At 45.4% G+C, this 15,698-nt stretch carries 26 protein-coding genes; all 26 read left to right on the top strand.

Going from position 1 to position 15,698, the window contains the following annotated elements:
• The first annotated feature begins 99 nt into the window (after positions 1-99).
• The 26 genes from tuf to secY all read left to right on the top strand — a co-directional run bounded on the left by tuf (position 100) and on the right by secY (position 15,661).
• Complete coding sequence (gene tuf / locus ACN6MW_RS11260) at positions 100-1,290, top strand: elongation factor Tu (RefSeq protein ID WP_053373895.1); 1,191 nt, start codon at positions 100-102, stop codon at positions 1,288-1,290.
• Positions 1,291-1,607: 317 nt separating this feature from the next.
• The gene (locus tag ACN6MW_RS11255; RefSeq protein ID WP_419875512.1) at positions 1,608-2,654 is read left to right on the top strand and encodes an ABC transporter substrate-binding protein; all 1,047 of its coding nucleotides are present in this window, start codon (positions 1,608-1,610) and stop codon (positions 2,652-2,654) included.
• Positions 2,655-2,760: 106 nt separating this feature from the next.
• Positions 2,761-3,663, top strand: coding sequence for an ABC transporter permease (locus ACN6MW_RS11250; RefSeq protein WP_419876326.1), 903 nt, complete (start codon positions 2,761-2,763; stop codon positions 3,661-3,663).
• Complete coding sequence (locus tag ACN6MW_RS11245) at positions 3,663-4,457, top strand: ABC transporter ATP-binding protein (RefSeq protein WP_419875511.1); 795 nt, start codon at positions 3,663-3,665, stop codon at positions 4,455-4,457. The genes ACN6MW_RS11250 and ACN6MW_RS11245 overlap by 1 nt, the downstream gene beginning before the upstream one ends.
• A 550-nt stretch (positions 4,458-5,007) precedes the next feature.
• Entirely contained in the window at positions 5,008-5,316 is a 309-nt protein-coding gene (rpsJ, locus tag ACN6MW_RS11240; RefSeq protein ID WP_017692074.1) for a 30S ribosomal protein S10, read from the top strand.
• A 41-nt stretch (positions 5,317-5,357) separates the two neighbouring features.
• Positions 5,358-5,981 carry a 50S ribosomal protein L3 gene (rplC, locus tag ACN6MW_RS11235; protein ID WP_364144872.1) on the top strand — a complete coding sequence of 208 codons (624 nt, stop codon included), beginning with the start codon at positions 5,358-5,360 and terminating at the stop codon, positions 5,979-5,981.
• A 28-nt stretch (positions 5,982-6,009) separates the two neighbouring features.
• Positions 6,010-6,633, top strand: coding sequence for a 50S ribosomal protein L4 (gene rplD / locus ACN6MW_RS11230; RefSeq protein WP_053373899.1), 624 nt, complete (start codon positions 6,010-6,012; stop codon positions 6,631-6,633).
• Positions 6,633-6,926: a 50S ribosomal protein L23 gene (gene rplW / locus ACN6MW_RS11225; protein WP_053373900.1), complete on the top strand. Its 294-nt coding sequence runs from the start codon at positions 6,633-6,635 to the stop codon at positions 6,924-6,926. Before rplD ends, rplW begins: the two co-directional genes overlap by 1 nt.
• A 17-nt stretch (positions 6,927-6,943) precedes the next feature.
• On the top strand, positions 6,944-7,774 hold the full coding sequence (rplB, locus tag ACN6MW_RS11220) for a 50S ribosomal protein L2 (protein WP_419875510.1): 831 nt from the start codon (positions 6,944-6,946) through the stop codon (positions 7,772-7,774).
• Between the two features lie 67 nt (positions 7,775-7,841).
• Complete coding sequence (gene rpsS / locus ACN6MW_RS11215; RefSeq protein ID WP_183571400.1) at positions 7,842-8,123, top strand: 30S ribosomal protein S19; 282 nt, start codon at positions 7,842-7,844, stop codon at positions 8,121-8,123.
• Positions 8,124-8,166: 43 nt separating this feature from the next.
• On the top strand, positions 8,167-8,502 hold the full coding sequence (gene rplV, locus ACN6MW_RS11210) for a 50S ribosomal protein L22 (protein ID WP_028609649.1): 336 nt from the start codon (positions 8,167-8,169) through the stop codon (positions 8,500-8,502).
• Positions 8,503-8,515: 13 nt separating this feature from the next.
• Positions 8,516-9,178 carry a 30S ribosomal protein S3 gene (rpsC, locus tag ACN6MW_RS11205; RefSeq protein ID WP_419875509.1) on the top strand — a complete coding sequence of 221 codons (663 nt, stop codon included), beginning with the start codon at positions 8,516-8,518 and terminating at the stop codon, positions 9,176-9,178.
• Positions 9,179-9,180: 2 nt separating this feature from the next.
• Positions 9,181-9,615 carry a 50S ribosomal protein L16 gene (gene rplP / locus ACN6MW_RS11200; RefSeq protein WP_028609647.1) on the top strand — a complete coding sequence of 145 codons (435 nt, stop codon included), beginning with the start codon at positions 9,181-9,183 and terminating at the stop codon, positions 9,613-9,615.
• Positions 9,605-9,805, top strand: coding sequence for a 50S ribosomal protein L29 (gene rpmC, locus ACN6MW_RS11195; protein ID WP_053373905.1), 201 nt, complete (start codon positions 9,605-9,607; stop codon positions 9,803-9,805). The genes rplP and rpmC overlap by 11 nt, the downstream gene beginning before the upstream one ends.
• 50 nt (positions 9,806-9,855) lie before the next feature.
• Positions 9,856-10,119: a 30S ribosomal protein S17 gene (rpsQ, locus tag ACN6MW_RS11190; RefSeq protein ID WP_110773989.1), complete on the top strand. Its 264-nt coding sequence runs from the start codon at positions 9,856-9,858 to the stop codon at positions 10,117-10,119.
• A 47-nt stretch (positions 10,120-10,166) separates the two neighbouring features.
• Positions 10,167-10,535 (top strand): 50S ribosomal protein L14, encoded by a 369-nt coding sequence (rplN, locus tag ACN6MW_RS11185; protein ID WP_054025318.1) that lies wholly within the window; start codon positions 10,167-10,169, stop codon positions 10,533-10,535.
• Between the two features lie 45 nt (positions 10,536-10,580).
• Entirely contained in the window at positions 10,581-10,934 is a 354-nt protein-coding gene (rplX, locus tag ACN6MW_RS11180; RefSeq protein ID WP_076271424.1) for a 50S ribosomal protein L24, read from the top strand.
• A gap of 31 nt (positions 10,935-10,965) precedes the next feature.
• A complete protein-coding gene (gene rplE / locus ACN6MW_RS11175; RefSeq protein WP_110773991.1) occupies positions 10,966-11,508 on the top strand; it encodes a 50S ribosomal protein L5 in 543 nt (180 codons plus the stop codon).
• A 26-nt stretch (positions 11,509-11,534) separates the two neighbouring features.
• The gene (locus tag ACN6MW_RS11170) at positions 11,535-11,720 is read left to right on the top strand and encodes a type Z 30S ribosomal protein S14 (protein ID WP_056635963.1); all 186 of its coding nucleotides are present in this window, start codon (positions 11,535-11,537) and stop codon (positions 11,718-11,720) included.
• 30 nt (positions 11,721-11,750) lie between these two features.
• The gene (rpsH, locus tag ACN6MW_RS11165) at positions 11,751-12,149 is read left to right on the top strand and encodes a 30S ribosomal protein S8 (RefSeq protein ID WP_053373909.1); all 399 of its coding nucleotides are present in this window, start codon (positions 11,751-11,753) and stop codon (positions 12,147-12,149) included.
• Positions 12,150-12,180: 31 nt separating this feature from the next.
• Positions 12,181-12,723: a 50S ribosomal protein L6 gene (gene rplF / locus ACN6MW_RS11160; protein WP_419875508.1), complete on the top strand. Its 543-nt coding sequence runs from the start codon at positions 12,181-12,183 to the stop codon at positions 12,721-12,723.
• Positions 12,724-12,783: 60 nt separating this feature from the next.
• Positions 12,784-13,152: a 50S ribosomal protein L18 gene (gene rplR, locus ACN6MW_RS11155; protein ID WP_419875507.1), complete on the top strand. Its 369-nt coding sequence runs from the start codon at positions 12,784-12,786 to the stop codon at positions 13,150-13,152.
• 30 nt (positions 13,153-13,182) lie between these two features.
• A complete protein-coding gene (rpsE, locus tag ACN6MW_RS11150; RefSeq protein ID WP_054025314.1) occupies positions 13,183-13,680 on the top strand; it encodes a 30S ribosomal protein S5 in 498 nt (165 codons plus the stop codon).
• 13 nt (positions 13,681-13,693) lie between these two features.
• The gene (gene rpmD / locus ACN6MW_RS11145; protein ID WP_076271422.1) at positions 13,694-13,879 is read left to right on the top strand and encodes a 50S ribosomal protein L30; all 186 of its coding nucleotides are present in this window, start codon (positions 13,694-13,696) and stop codon (positions 13,877-13,879) included.
• Between the two features lie 39 nt (positions 13,880-13,918).
• Complete coding sequence (gene rplO, locus ACN6MW_RS11140) at positions 13,919-14,359, top strand: 50S ribosomal protein L15 (protein WP_053373914.1); 441 nt, start codon at positions 13,919-13,921, stop codon at positions 14,357-14,359.
• The gene (secY, locus tag ACN6MW_RS11135) at positions 14,360-15,661 is read left to right on the top strand and encodes a preprotein translocase subunit SecY (RefSeq protein WP_419875506.1); all 1,302 of its coding nucleotides are present in this window, start codon (positions 14,360-14,362) and stop codon (positions 15,659-15,661) included.
• The last annotated feature ends 37 nt before the right edge of the window (positions 15,662-15,698 follow it).

Here is a 15,698-nt window from a genome sequence, read left to right as displayed (position 1 = left end):
TAAACCAATTGCTTTTGGCCGTCAGCTAAGTTTGCTTGCAAACCAGATGCCGGCCCACACATAAAAAAATTCATGATATATTGAGGAGGCTCAAGTTCAATGGCTAAGGCTAAATTTGAACGTAACAAACCGCACGTTAATATTGGTACTATCGGTCACGTCGATCACGGTAAAACGACTTTGACTGCAGCTATCACAACTGTACTTTCCAAAAAATACGGCGGTGCAGCAATCGCATTCGACCAAATCGATAAAGCTCCAGAAGAGCGCGAGCGCGGTATCACGATCTCGACAGCTCACGTTGAGTATGAGACGCCAGCTCGTCACTACGCTCACGTTGACTGCCCAGGTCACGCCGACTATGTAAAAAACATGATCACTGGTGCTGCTCAAATGGACGGAGCTATTCTTGTAGTATCCGCTACTGACGGTCCTATGCCACAAACTCGTGAGCACATCTTGCTTTCGAAACAAGTAGGCGTACCTTACATCGTTGTATTCTTGAACAAATGCGACATGGTTGAAGACGAAGAGCTTCTTGAATTGGTAGAAATGGAAGTTCGTGACCTTCTTTCCGAGTATGAGTTCCCAGGCGACGACACTCCGATCATTCGTGGTGCAGCTCGTGAAGCTCTTGCTAACCCAGAAGGCCCTTGGGCTGAGAAAATCATCGAGCTCTTCGAGCAAGTTGATACTTACATCCCAACTCCTGAGCGCGACACAGCTAAGCCTTTCCTTATGCCTGTCGAGGACGTATTCACAATCACTGGCCGTGGTACAGTTGCTACAGGTCGCGTAGAGCGTGGCGTTATCAAAGTCGGCGACGAGGTAGAAATTATCGGTCTTGCTGAAGAATCCCGTAAGTCCGTAGTAACAGGCGTTGAAATGTTCCGTAAATTGCTTGACTCCGCTCAAGCTGGGGACAACGTAGGTGCATTGCTTCGTGGTGTAGACCGCAGCAACATCGAGCGTGGACAAGTTTTGGCTAAACCGGGTTCGGTTAAACCACACACTAACTTCACTGCACAAATCTACGTTCTTACAAAAGAAGAGGGTGGCCGTCACAAGCCTTTCTTCACTGGCTACCGTCCACAGTTCTACTTCCGTACAACTGACGTAACGGGTATCATCAACCTGCCAGAAGGCACTGAGATGGTTATGCCTGGCGACAACATCACTGTAACGGTTGAGCTTATCGCTCCAATCGCTGTTGAAGAGGGAACTCGTTTCTCTATTCGTGAAGGCGGCCGTACAGTAGGCGCTGGCGCTGTAGCTTCTATCCAAAAATAATTGATGGCGGCTTAGCCGCTGTGAATAACAAAAGCCCTCACTTCGGTGAGGGCTTTTGTTTTTTATTTTTCACGCGGAATATGACGAACTGTAGTTCGTTTAACTTATTTTTACAGTGAACTAATGATTGACGGCATTCTCTTGCACATTTAATATTAATGGATAGTAAGTAAAGGTCGTCCAAGCTCGTTAAGAATCAGTCACTCACGTACAGGCATTAGCTTTAATGAGAGAAAGCGATGATGCTTTGCTGTATATGATTAATCCCTAAAGGGCTTCATTGCAAGACGACTTATATGATGAGAGGGGTTTAATGAATGAACAGAAAATTTTGGCTTACATTAGCTTTGGCTTCGTTTATGGTCGTAACGGCGGCGTGCGGTGCGAACACGGGGAAAACGAGTAACGAGAGTGAAGGCAATACTGCAGGATCGGGCAATACTGCCGAGAAAACGTACAAGATTGCTGTATCGCAAATCGTAGAACATCCATCGCTTGACGCAACATACGACGGTTTTGTAGCTGCCCTTAAGGATGCAGGAATTGAAGAAGGTAAAAACCTTGAAATTGATTTCAATAATGCACAAGGCGACTCTGCTAATATTAAAACCATTTCTCAAAAAATCGCCAGCAGCAAAAGTGATCTTGCATTAGGGATTGCTACTCCAACCGCTCAGGCTCTTGCAGATGACGTGAAGGACATTCCTGTTTTGTTTGCAGCTGTAACCGATCCGATTGATGCGGGTATCGTAACGCAATTGGAAGCGCCAGGCGGCAATATTACAGGAGCGTCGGATACAAATCCGGCTGCGATTACTGAAACAATGGATTTTATCGCTACTCAAATTCCGGATGTCAAAAATGTTGGTCTTATTATAAATGAAGGTGAACAAAACGCAGTTATTATGGGTGATATCGCGGAAAAAGCGCTTGAGAAGCATGGCATTAAGCTGATCAAAGCTTCCGTTGCCAATTCTTCGGACGTGAAGCAAGCTGCGGATTCGCTGGTCGGCCGCGTAGATGCGATCTATATCACACTTGATAATATGGTTGTTACCGGTGCGGATGCGATCATCGAAGTCGCTAACGAAAACGATATTCCTTTCTTCTCTGCAGATCGCGACACCGTTGAAAAAGGTGCATTTGCGGCTGTTGGCTTCAAGTATTATGACCATGGCTATGAAGTTGGACAAATGGCTGTAGAGATTTTGAAAAACGGTAAGAACCCGGGCGAGATGAATGTTACCGTTCCGCAGAAACTTGATTTCATTTTCAACATGAAAGCAGCAGCTGAGCAGGGCATTACAGTCACTGAAGAAATGAAGGCTCTCGTAAAAGACCAAGAAAACAACATCATTGAGTAAGTTCCGAAGCTTTGGCTCAAAATAAAACGAATCATGTACTTGGGGTGATCGGGTTACTCGTTCACCCCCTTGTTATGAAAAGGAGTGATGTCATTTGTTCGCATCAATGCAAGGAGCTGTGGAAAGCGGATTATTGTATGCGCTAATGGCTCTTGGAGTATATATAACTTTCCGGATTCTTGATTTTCCAGATTTAACGGTGGATGGAAGTTTTACGACAGGAGCAGCTATCGGTACGGTGCTTACCGTTAACGGAACGGCTCCATGGCTCGCCGTATTATGCGCATTTATTGGAGGCGCACTAGCGGGCATATGTACAGGCCTACTGCACACTAAAGGTAAAGTAAATGGGCTCTTATCAGGGATCATCATGATGATTGCGCTTTATTCCATTAATCTTAGAATAATGGGCAAGCCCAATTTATCATTAAGGGGCCATGAGAACCTTTTTGAAAATGTCCCTACGTTTACCGTAATGATTGTGTTTGTCGTGATTGTTAAGGTTGTGCTCGATCTCTTTTTCCGTACGGATATCGGTTTAAGCCTCCGGGCTACCGGGGACAATTCGCGTATGATTCGGAGTTTTGGTGCCAATACCGATATTACGACGATTTTTGGCATTGCATTGTCTAATGCGCTCGTTGCGACTTCTGGCGCATTGGTGGCACAGTACCAAAAGTATGCCGATAACAGCATGGGCATCGGTATGATTGTCATTGGACTTGCATCGGTTATTATCGGCGAAGCGATTTTTGGAGCGAAAACAATCTTTAGAGCGACTTTAGCTGTCGTGCTGGGATCAATTATTTACCGAATCATTTATGCGTTCGCACTTCGCGTGGAGTGGCTTGAAGCATCGGATATGAAGCTGATTACAGCAATTATTATCATCTTTGCTTTGGTTGTCCCTTCTGCCCGCAGAGTGTGGAAGCAAAAAAATACGGCAAAGAAACGAACTGCAGAAATGCTTGCTTCTCTTGATAAAGCACAACCGGGAGGTGGGCGCTAATGTTAGAGATCGCAAGAGTGTCCAAGCTGTTTAACCCTGGTACGGTAGATGAGAAAACGGCGCTGGTTGGCGCTAACCTGAACATGAAGCCGGGAGATTTTATTACGGTAATAGGAAGCAATGGCGCAGGCAAGTCTACGCTAATGAATATTATTTCAGGCGTAATGAAACCGGATGCCGGTGAAGTTCGGATTGATGGGCAAAATATAAGCCAGCTTACCGAATATCAACGCAGCCGCTGGATTGGACGCGTATTCCAGGATCCGATGGCAGGCACTGCGCCGCGTATGTCGATAGAAGAAAATTTGGCTATTGCTTACGCACGAGGGAAATCGCGCGGATTTTCCTTTGGTGTAACGCGTGCTAAGCGCGCAATATTCAAGCAAGAGCTTCAGCGCCTCGGTATTGGACTTGAAAACAGGCTGGGAGCTAAAGTCGGTTTGCTGTCAGGCGGCGAGCGGCAGGCGCTTAGCCTTCTCATGGCTACCTTTACGCGACCGCAGATTCTTCTGCTTGACGAACATACGGCAGCGCTTGACCCATCAAGAGCAGAACTCATTACGAGTTTGACTGAATCTCTGGTGAGGGAAATGAAATTAACGACCTTAATGGTTACGCATAATATGGAACAAGCCATTCGTCTTGGCAATCGTCTCATTATGATGGATAAAGGCCGAATTATTCTTGATGTGCCGGAGGAACGCAAAAAGGATCTTACGGTAGAACAGCTGCTTGGCGAATTCGAACTTATCAGCGGAAAGAAGCTTGCAGATGACCGCATTGTTTTAGGATAAGTTAAATTGAATAAATCGATTGTTTGAAAATACGATGCAATCATAAACGCAGCGGCCATAGCCGCTGCGTTTAGTATGTTGGCGTTATTTGGCGGTGTCTTTTCGGCCGTAAGGTGTATATAATCAGATTGCGCCCATTAAGTCCGTTATTATAAATGGCATGTTCTAAAACCTTGTAATAAGGGACATAATGGGCCGTATGCAAGTGCAAGCCAGGTAGCAGCGATAATTGTTTCTTCTATAATATAGATGTAAAAGCTATTTCGTGGTTTGCATGGTTTTAACCCATTACAGCAGCTGTTCATGTTAAACATGGATGCTCACACTCTCGATTTATGGAATGATATCGTCTTTGAAAATGAGTTTAGAATAATCTTAAACTTTATGTTGCAATTGCCTATTGGATTCGGTATAATATTGACTGTTGGTCTGACGTTGCGATGATGTGAGAGGTTGCCGACACACCCGGCCCCTTTGCCATGGGGCATGTGCAGGGTTTTCTTACGGAGTATGTCCGATAATAAATTGGGCGAAAGAAGGAGGGACTTATATGGCAAAGCAAAAGATTCGTATCCGCTTGAAAGCATACGATCACAGAATTCTTGATCAATCCGCAGAGAAAATCGTTGAAACTGCAAAACGTTCCGGTGCAGGCGTATCCGGGCCGATTCCGTTGCCAACGGAAAAGCAAATCATCACCATTCTCCGTGCGGTACACAAGTACAAGGATTCCAGGGAGCAATTCGAACAACGCACTCATAAGCGTTTGATCGACATTGTAAACCCAACGCCGCAAACGGTTGATGCGTTGATGCGCCTGGATTTACCATCCGGTGTAGATATCGAAATCAAACTGTAATATCAGCATATGCGATCATAGAAAGGAAATGAGGTGTCAACATGAAAGGTATCTTAGGAAAAAAACTTGGTATGACTCAAGTGTTTACTGCTGAAGGTAATGTCGTTCCTGTAACGGTTATCGAAGCTGGACCTTGCGTAGTACTTCAGAAAAAAGACCAAGAGAACGATGGCTACGAAGCTGTTCAGTTCGGTTTCTCTGATAAGAAAGAAAGCAGATCGAACAAGCCAGAAGCTGGTCACGCTAAAAAAGCTAACGCAACACCTAAGCGCTACGTTCGTGAAATTCGCGGAATTAACCTGGGTGATTATGAAGTTGGCCAAGAAGTGAAAGCTGACCTATTCACAGAGGGCGAATTCGTTGACGTAACAGGTATTTCAAAAGGTAAAGGCTTTGCCGGCGTTATCAAACGTTGGGGACAAAGCACGGGTCCTATGTCTCACGGTTCCCGTTACCACCGTGGACCAGGTTCGATGGGTTCTATCCAAGCGAACCGTGTACCGAAAGGCAAACGCCTTCCTGGACATATGGGTCACGAAACAATCACGATCCAAAAGCTTGAAGTTATCCGTGTAGATGCAGAACGTAACGTTCTTCTAATAAAAGGTTCGATTCCGGGCCCGAAAAACGGATTCGTAAAAGTTAAACAAACAGTTAAGAACTAATTGCTCTTAAAGAAAGGAGGAACAGGAAATGCCTAAAGTAACAGTATATAACGTGAGCGGCGCGCAAGTGGGCGAGCTTGAACTGGCTGAAACGGTTTTCGGTATTCAACCAAATGTTCATGTTTTGCACAGTGCTGTTGTTAACCAACAAGCATCTGAACGCTTCGGCAATCACAAAACTAAAGGACGCTCCGAAGTACGCGGCGGCGGTCGTAAACCTTGGAAACAAAAAGGTACTGGCCGTGCTCGTCAAGGTAGCATTCGCTCCCCGCAATGGGTTGGCGGCGGTGTAGTATTCGGACCGACTCCACGCTCATACGGTTTCAAGCTTCCTAAGAAAGTTCGTCGTCTAGCGATTAAATCGGCATTGTCATCGAAAGTGATTGCAAACGAAATTATCGTATTGGATCAACTGACATTTGCAGCTCCTAAGACGAAAGAATTCGCAGCAATCCTAAGCAACCTTAAAGTTGGCCGCAAAGCTCTTGTAGTAACGGCTAATTATGAAGATAACGTAGCATTGTCTGCTCGTAACATCCCAGGTGTTAAATTCGTTGCAGCTGACGGCATTAATGTTCTGGATGTATTGGTGCATGACAACCTTATCATCACTAAAGAAGCAGTAGAGAAAGTACAGGAGGTGCTTGCGTAATGAAAAATCCACGCGATATTATCAAGCGCCCGGTTATCACGGAACGTACGAGCGATTACATGGTTGATAAAAAGTATGTGTTTGAAGTAGATCTTCGTTCAAACAAAACTGAAATCAAACTTGCGATTGAGCAAATTTTTAAAGTAAAAGTAACCGGCGTTAACACAATGCGTGTTGCGGGTAAACCAAAACGTTATGGTAAACATAGCGGATACAGACCGGATTGGAAAAAAGCGATCGTTCAACTGAGCGCTGACAGCAAAGAACTTGAATTCTTTGAAACGTCTGTTTAGAAAAGGAGGGAATCGAAGTGCCTATTAAAAAGTACAAACCGACATCTCCAGCTCGTCGTAACATGTCCGTCTCGACTTTCGAAGAGATCACGACAAGTACACCGGAGAAATCGTTGCTTGCTCCGCTTTTCAAAAAAGCTGGACGTAACAACCAAGGTAAAATTACGGTTCGTCACCATGGCGGCGGACACAAACGTAAATACCGTATTATCGACTTCAAACGTACAAAAGATGGTATCGTTGGTAATGTAGCATCGATCGAATACGATCCGAACCGTTCATCCAACATCGCTTTGATCCATTACTTAGATGGTGAGAAAGCATATATCATCGCGCCAAAAGGCTTGAAAGTCGGAGATCAAATCACTTCTGGTGTTGGATCTGATATTAAACCGGGTAATGCTTTGCCGCTTGTTAACATCCCAGTCGGTACAGTTATCCACAACATCGAATTGAAACCAGGCAAAGGCGGACAACTTGTTCGTGCAGCTGGAACTAGTGCGCAACTTCTTGGTAAAGAAGAAAACTACGTTTCCGTTCGTTTGTCTTCTGGTGAAGTTCGCCGCATCTTGAACACTTGCCGTGCTACAATTGGTTCTGTTGGTAACGAAGATCACGAACTCGTGAAAATCGGTAAAGCCGGCCGTAACCGTTGGCTCGGAAATCGTCCTCAAGTACGTGGTGTTGTCATGAACCCTAACGATCACCCACACGGTGGTGGTGAAGGCCGTGCTCCAATCGGACGCAAATCGCCAATGTCGCCTTGGGGTAAACCAACTCTTGGTTACAAAACGCGTAAGAAGAAAAAAGCATCGAGCCAATACATTATTCGTCGTCGCACGAAATAATAGCCGCTTGATAAAAACCGCGTGATACGAAGGTATCGCTACCGCTTAGGTGAAGGGAGGAACACAAATGGGTCGCAGTTTAAAGAAAGGGCCGTTTATTGACGGTTACCTGCTTAAAAAAGTCGAGGTATTGAACGAAAGCGAGAAAAAAGTCGTTATCAAAACCTGGTCCCGCCGCTCGACCATTTTCCCGCAATTCATTGGTCACACGTTTGCAGTGTATGACGGACGCAAGCACGTGCCGGTATATGTAACGGAAGATATGGTTGGACACAAGCTTGGTGAATTTGCACCAACTCGTACGTATAAAGGCCATGCTGGTGAAGACAAAAAAACGGGCAGACGTTAATTTGCCCTTAAACATCTCTAACTGAACGAGAGGAGGTTCCTACATGCCAGAAGCTAAAGCGCACGCTAAATTTATCCGTATTGCTCCCCGTAAAGCACAGCTTGTTGCGGATTTGATTCGCGGTAAACAAGTTGGCGAAGCAATCGCGATTTTGCGTCACACGCCTAAGTCTGCATCCCCAATTTTGGAGAAGCTGCTGAACTCTGCAATTGCTAACGCTGAGCATAACTATCAGCTTGACGTAAACAAATTGTTTATCTCGCAAGCCTTCGTTAACCAAGGGCCAACGATGAAACGTTTCCGTCCTCGTGCGATGGGTCGCGCAAGCCGGATCAATAAAAGAACCAGCCACATTACCTTGGTGGTATCTGAAAAATAAGGAGGGATTACGTGTGGGTCAAAAGGTAAATCCAGTAGGCTTCCGGGTCGGAGTTATCCGTGATTGGGAGTCCAAATGGTTCGCGGGCAAAGATTTCGGCGATCTTCTTATGGAAGACGTTAAAATCCGTGAATACTTGAAAAACAAGCTGAAAGACGCAGCAGTTTCTCACATCGAGATCGAACGTGCAGCTAACCGCGTGAACGTAACGATCCAAACCGCAAAACCAGGTATGGTTATTGGTAAAGGCGGTTCCGAAGTAGAAAACCTTCGTACTGAGCTTGGTAAAATCACTAAAGGCAAAAAAGTACACATCAATATCTCTGAAATCAAACATGCAGATCTTGACGCTATTCTTGTAGCTGAAAGCATCGCACAACAACTTGAGCGTCGTGTATCTTTCCGTCGCGCATTGAAGCAAGCAATTCAACGCTCCATGCGTTCAGGTGCTAAAGGGATCAAAACCGCAGTTAGCGGTCGTCTCGGTGGCGCGGAAATCGCACGTTCGGAAGGCTACAGCGAAGGAACAGTTCCACTTCATACAATTCGTGCTGATATTGACTACGGCACGGCTGAAGCGGCTACAACATACGGCCGTATCGGCGTAAAAGTATGGATCTATCGCGGCGAAGTCCTTCCGACTAAGAAGAAAGCTCCCCAGGAAGGAGGCAACTAATCATGTTGGTACCTAAACGTGTCAAACACCGCAAACAACAACGCGGTCATATGAAGGGTCGCGCTAAAGGCGGCACTACAGTAGCATTCGGCGAATTTGGTCTTCAAGCTCTAGAACCATCATGGATCACTAACCGTCAGATCGAAGCGGCTCGTATTGCTATGACTCGCTACATCAAACGTGGCGGTAAAGTTTGGATCAAAATTTTCCCTGCCAAACCAATTACTCAAAAGCCTCTTGAAGTGCGTATGGGTAGTGGTAAAGGTAACGTTGAGAAATGGGTAGCCGTAGTTAAACCAGGTAAAATCCTGTTTGAACTTGCTGGTGTATCCGAAGAAACCGCTCGTGAAGCGATGCGTCTTGCGGCTCATAAATTGCCTATCAAGACTAAATTCGTGAAGCGTGAAGAAGTGGGTGGTGAAGCAAATGAAAGCTAGTGAATTTAGAAACCTAACCTCTGCTGAGCTTGAACAACAGGTCGCTGGTTTTAAAGAAGAGCTTTTCAATCTTCGTTTCCAACTGGCTACTGGCCAATTGGATAACCCGACTCGGATCCGTGATGTGCGTAAAGGAATTGCTCGTGCTAAAACGATTTTGCGTGAAAGAGAACTCGGAATTAGCAGCTAGTTTATCCCTTACATGAATGCATAAACACGGCTGAAGGAAGGAGGAAGAACATGAGCGAACGCAATGCCCGTAAAGTTCTAATTGGCAAAGTGGTAAGCGACAAGATGGACAAAACAATCGTGGTTGCTATCGAAACATACAAAAAACACGATTTGTACCATAAACGCATTAAAGTTACGAAAAAATTTAAGGCGCATGATGAGAACGGCCAAGCGAAAATTGGCGACATCGTGAAAATCATGGAGACTCGTCCGCTATCGAAAGACAAACGCTTCAGACTTGTAGAAGTTGTTGAAGTTGCTGTCATTATCTAATGAGCGTATGCAGTGCCTGAGCATTTTTCCGAAAGGAGGACGTTGAAATGATTCAACCATTTTCGCGCTTAGCGGTTGCTGACAACTCCGGCGCAAAACAATTGATGTGTATCCGTGTACTCGGTGGAACAGGACGTCGCGTTGGTCACATCGGCGATTTGATCGTTTGCTCAGTAAAACAAGCAACACCTGGCGGCGTTGTCAAAAAGGGTGACGTTGTTAAAGCGGTTATCGTTCGTACAAAACGTTCGGTTCGTCGTAAAGACGGTTCGTACATCGCGTTTGACGAAAACGCAGCTGTAATTGTTAAAGAAGACAAAAGCCCACGCGGTACTCGTATCTTTGGACCTGTTGCCCGTGAACTTCGCGATAAAGATTTCATGAAAATCGTATCGCTAGCTCCAGAAGTTATCTAAGAACAATATAAGCTTGAAAGCACAAGCGTGCAGGAGGTGTAACTCATGCCAAGGCTGAAAAAAGTACTCGAATCCCATAACAATAAATTGCACGTGAAAAAAGACGACACGGTTATCGTCATTACCGGTAAAGACAAAGGTAAGAAGGGCCGCGTTATCGCTGCGTATCCGCGTGAAAACCGCGTACTCGTAGAAGGTGTTAACACTGTTAAGAAACATACTCGTCCATCGCAAGCTAATCCACAGGGCGGTATTATCGAACAAGAAGCGCCAATTCACGTTTCAAACGTTATGCATATCGATCCGAAAAGCGGTAAAGTAACACGTATCGGATACAAAGTGCTCGACAACGGCAAGAAAGTTCGGATCGCGAAACGTTCCGGAGAAGTAATCGACTAATCGTTACGGTAGGAAAGGAGGTCCATGATCAATGGCAGCAAGATTGAAAGGTCGTTTCTTAAACGAAATAACTCCTGCTCTTATGCAGAAGTTCAACTATACGTCTGTAATGCAAGTGCCGAAAATTGAGAAGGTAGTTATCAACATGGGGGTAGGCGAAGCGGTTTCCAATTCGAAAATCCTTGATGTAGCAGTTGAAGAACTACGTATCATTTCCGGTCAAAAACCAGTCGTTACTCGTGCGAAGAAGTCTATTGCAGGCTTCAAGCTTCGTGAGGACATGCCAATCGGGGTTAAAGTTACATTGCGCGGTGAGCGTATGTACCACTTCCTTGATAAACTGTTCAACATTTCTCTTCCGCGTGTACGTGACTTCCGCGGTGTATCGAACAAAGCTTTCGACGGCCGTGGTAACTACACGCTTGGCTTGAAAGAGCAGTTGATATTCCCAGAGATCGAGTACGATAAAGTCGATAAAGTGCGCGGTATGGACATCGTCATCGTCACGACGGCAAAAACGGACGAAGAATCTCGTGAATTGCTGACCCAAATGGGCATGCCGTTCACGAAGTAATCCACTTTTAGGAGGTGTAATACCCAGTGGCAAAAACTTCGATGAAAGTGAAGCAACAACGCGCCCCGAAATTTAAAGTGCGTGCATATACGCGCTGTGAGCGTTGCGGCCGTCCGCATTCTGTTTTGCAAAAGTTTAAAATTTGCCGGATTTGTTTCCGTGAGTTAGCACATAAGGGCCAGATTCCTGGCGTTAAAAAAGCAAGCTGGTAATCAGCCTAGTTTGGGAAGGAGGTTAACACAATGGTTATGTCTGATCCGGTTGCAGATATGTTGACGCGCATTCGTAATGCGAATGTAGTTCGTCACGAAACCGTGGAAATGCCCGCTTCGAAAATGAAGAAGCAAATCGCTGAGATTTTGAAGCGCGAGGGTTTTATCCGCGACGCTGAATATATCGAAGACAACAAACAAGGGATTATCCGTATTTTCTTGAAATACGGCCCTAACCAAGAGCGCGTAATTACTGGCTTGAAACGTATTTCGAAACCAGGCCTTCGCGTTTATACACAATCAACTGAAATCCCTCGTGTACTCGGTGGACTTGGAATTGCAATTATTTCCACTTCCAAAGGGATTATGACTGATAAAGAAGCTCGTCAGGTTAAATCCGGCGGCGAAGTAGTTTGCTACGTTTGGTAAGTAACAAGTCACAAAGATAGGAGGTGTAACAATGTCCCGTATTGGTCGCAAACCAATCCAAGTGCCTAACGGCGTAACAATCAGCTTGGACAACACAGTAATTACTGTAAAAGGACCGAAAGGATCGCTTTCCCGTGAAATTCACAAAGAAATGAAAGTGAATGTAACGGAAACTGAAATCCTAGTAGAACGTCCTTCCGATAATAAATTGCATCGCTCGTTGCACGGAACAACTCGCAGCGTCATCGCTAACATGGTGAGCGGCGTTACTGAAGGCTTCTCCAAAAACTTGGAGCTAGTAGGCGTTGGTTACCGTGCAAATAAAGCTGGGGATAAAATCGTTCTTAACGTTGGTTACTCTCACCCAGTTGAAATTGCTCCAGATAATGGAATCGAGTTTGAAGTGCCTGCTAACACGAAAATCACTGTTCGCGGTATCGATAAAGAGCTCGTTGGTGCAACTGCTGCAAAAATTCGTTCCGTACGTGAACCAGAGCCGTATAAAGGTAAAGGTATTAAGTACGAAGGCGAACGCATCATCCGCAAAGAAGGTAAAGCTGGTAAGAAAAAATAAGCAAACAGCTCGTTTGCTTAAGATAGCGTCTTAAGGCTGAAAGAAAGGAGTGAACTTTGTATGATTACGAAAGGCGACAAAAACAAGGCACGTCTAAAAAGACACCTTCGTGTTCGTAAAAAAATTAACGGTACAGCTGCACGTCCGCGTCTATCTGTATTCCGTTCCTCCAAGCATATGTATGCTCAATTAATCGACGATGTTTCAGGCGTAACAATCGTTTCTGCATCCACACAGGATAAAGAACTGGCTGAAGTTGTTGGCAACGGTGGTAACATCGATGCAGCGAGCAAAGTCGGAGAATTGATTGCGAAACGCGCTCAAGCTAAGGGTGTAACCCAAGTAGTATTTGATCGCGGCGGTTACTTGTATCACGGCAGAATTCAGGCGCTTGCTACAGCAGCTCGCGAAGCTGGCCTAGAATTCTAATCGACTTTATTTATAAGGAGGTTAAACGACTTGCGTGTAGATCCAAATACGTTAGAACTGACTGAAAAAGTTGTTAATATCAATCGCGTATCTAAAGTTGTAAAAGGCGGACGCCGTTTCAGCTTTAGTGCACTTGTAGTAGTCGGCGACGGTAAAGGCTACGTTGGCGCAGGGATCGGTAAAGCAGGCGAAGTACCTGATGCAATCCGCAAAGGTATCGAAGATGCTAAGAAAAACCTGATCCACGTTCCAATCGTTGGCACGACTATTCCCCACCTTGTTCTCGGACATTTCGGAGCAGGTGAAGTTCTTCTGAAGCCAGCTTCTGAAGGTACTGGCGTTATCGCCGGCGGCCCGGTTCGTGCAGTTCTCGAACTTGCTGGTGTCGGCGACATCTTGACGAAATCGCTAGGTTCTTCGAACTCCATGAATATGGTTAACGCAACGCTTGAAGGTCTTTCCCGTCTTAAACGCGTGGAAGAAGTTGCAAAGCTACGTGGAAAAACAGTCGAAGAGCTGTTACGCTAAGGAGGGAAATAAGATGGCAAAATTGCAAATCACCCTCGTTCGCAGTTTAATCGGTCGCAACGAGAAACAACGTGCAACGGTTGAATCTTTCGGTCTTAAAAAGATTCGTCAGGCAGTTGTTTTGAACGATAGCCCAGCTGTCCGTGGCATGGTTAACACTGTTAGTCACTTGGTAAAAGTAGAAGAAGTACAAGAATAGCATGTAGTTCCAAGAAATAAATAAGGAGGTGCACGAACGATGAAATTGCATGAGCTAGCACCAGCACCGGGCTCTACCCAAGCGCCAAAGCGTAAAGGTCGCGGTATCGGTTCCGGTAACGGTAAAACGGCCGGTAAAGGTCACAAAGGTCAAAACGCTCGTTCCGGCGGCGGCGTTCGTCCTGGTTTCGAGGGCGGACAAAACCCTTTGTATCGTCGAGTGCCGAAGCGTGGATTTAACAACCCCTTCCGCAAAGAGTACGCAATTGTCAACATTGAAGAGCTTAACGCGTTTGCAGCAGGTACTGAAGTCACTCCAGAAGTTCTTATCGAGACTGGGATCGTAAAGAACCCGCTCGCAGGAATTAAAATTTTGGGCAATGGTGAAGTTAGCGTTACACTTACTGTAAAAGCAAACAAGTTCTCTCAATCTGCGGTAGAGAAAATCCAGGCTGCCGGCGGTAAAACCGAGGTGATCTAATTGTTCAAGACCGTATCCAACATTTGGAAAGTGGCGGATCTTCGTACAAGGATCCTCTTTACCCTTTTCATCCTTTTGATTTATCGCATTGGGTCCTTTATTCCAGTGCCCGGTGTAAACAAAGATGTGTTTAAGCAGGTTGATGCAGCCGGTGCGGATCTGTTCGGCTTGCTTAACACGTTTTCCGGCGGTGCTTTGTTCCAATTCTCCATCTTCGCAATCGGTATTACGCCATACATTACAGCGTCGATTATCGTTCAGTTGTTGTCTATGGATGTAATTCCTAAGTTTGCGGAATGGGCAAAGGAAGGCGAGAACGGTAAACGTAAACTCGCGCAAATCACTCGTTATGGAACGGTTGTTCTTGGTTTGGTCCAAGGTTTCGCAACAGCAATCGGCTTTAACCGTCAATACGGTTATGAAATGGTTGTTGGCGCAACATTCGTTGACTATTTACTCATTGCAATCATCCTGACTGCAGGTACTGCTTTCTTGATGTGGCTCGGTGAGCAAATTACGGAAAAAGGAATCGGAAATGGTATTTCCATTCTTATCTTTGCGGCAATTGCAGCTGGTATTCCTGGACACATTCGTACGATCTTCGAAGATCAATTCGTAGGTGCCCAAGATCAACTGTTTTTGAATATTATCAAAATGCTGCTGATCCTGATTGCGATCATCGCAATCATTGTCGGTGTTATATTCGTACAACAAGGTATTCGTAAAATTCCGGTTCAATACGCTAAGCGTGTGGTTGGACGGAAAATGTACGGCGGACAATCGACGCACATTCCGATGAAAGTGAACGGCGCAGGCGTTATCCCGGTCATTTTCGCGGTATCGCTTATCATGTTCCCGATTACGATTGCGCAGTTCTGGTCCACTCAGAACTGGGCTGACTGGATTATTAAAAATATGAACTATGACCAACCCCTGGGTATGGTATTGTACGTATTGTTAATCATCGGGTTTACCTTCTTCTACACTTTCGTACAGATTAATCCAGTTCAAATGGCTGATCAAATGAAGAAAAACGGTGGATATATTCCTGGTATTCGTCCAGGCAAGCCAACATCGTCTTACCTAACACGTGTTATGTCGCGTATTACGTTGAGTGGTGCAATCTTCCTGGCGGTTATCTCAGTCATTCCGGTATTCTTCGGTGCACTTGCTGGATTACCTAAGTCAGTGCAGCTAGGCGGCACCTCATTGCTAATCGTTATCGGTGTTGCATTAGATACGATGAAGCAAATCGAGAGCCAGTTGATCAAACGCCATTACAAAGGGTTTATCAATAAATAACAATAGGTTCTGACCGGGCTTCCGCGTTCGTCAACTA

Origin of the sequence: Pristimantibacillus sp. PTI5, assembly GCF_048572955.1 — a bacterium.
GTDB lineage: Bacteria > Bacillota > Bacilli > Paenibacillales > Paenibacillaceae > Pristimantibacillus.
This window is presented reverse-complemented; position numbering and strand designations above follow the sequence as displayed.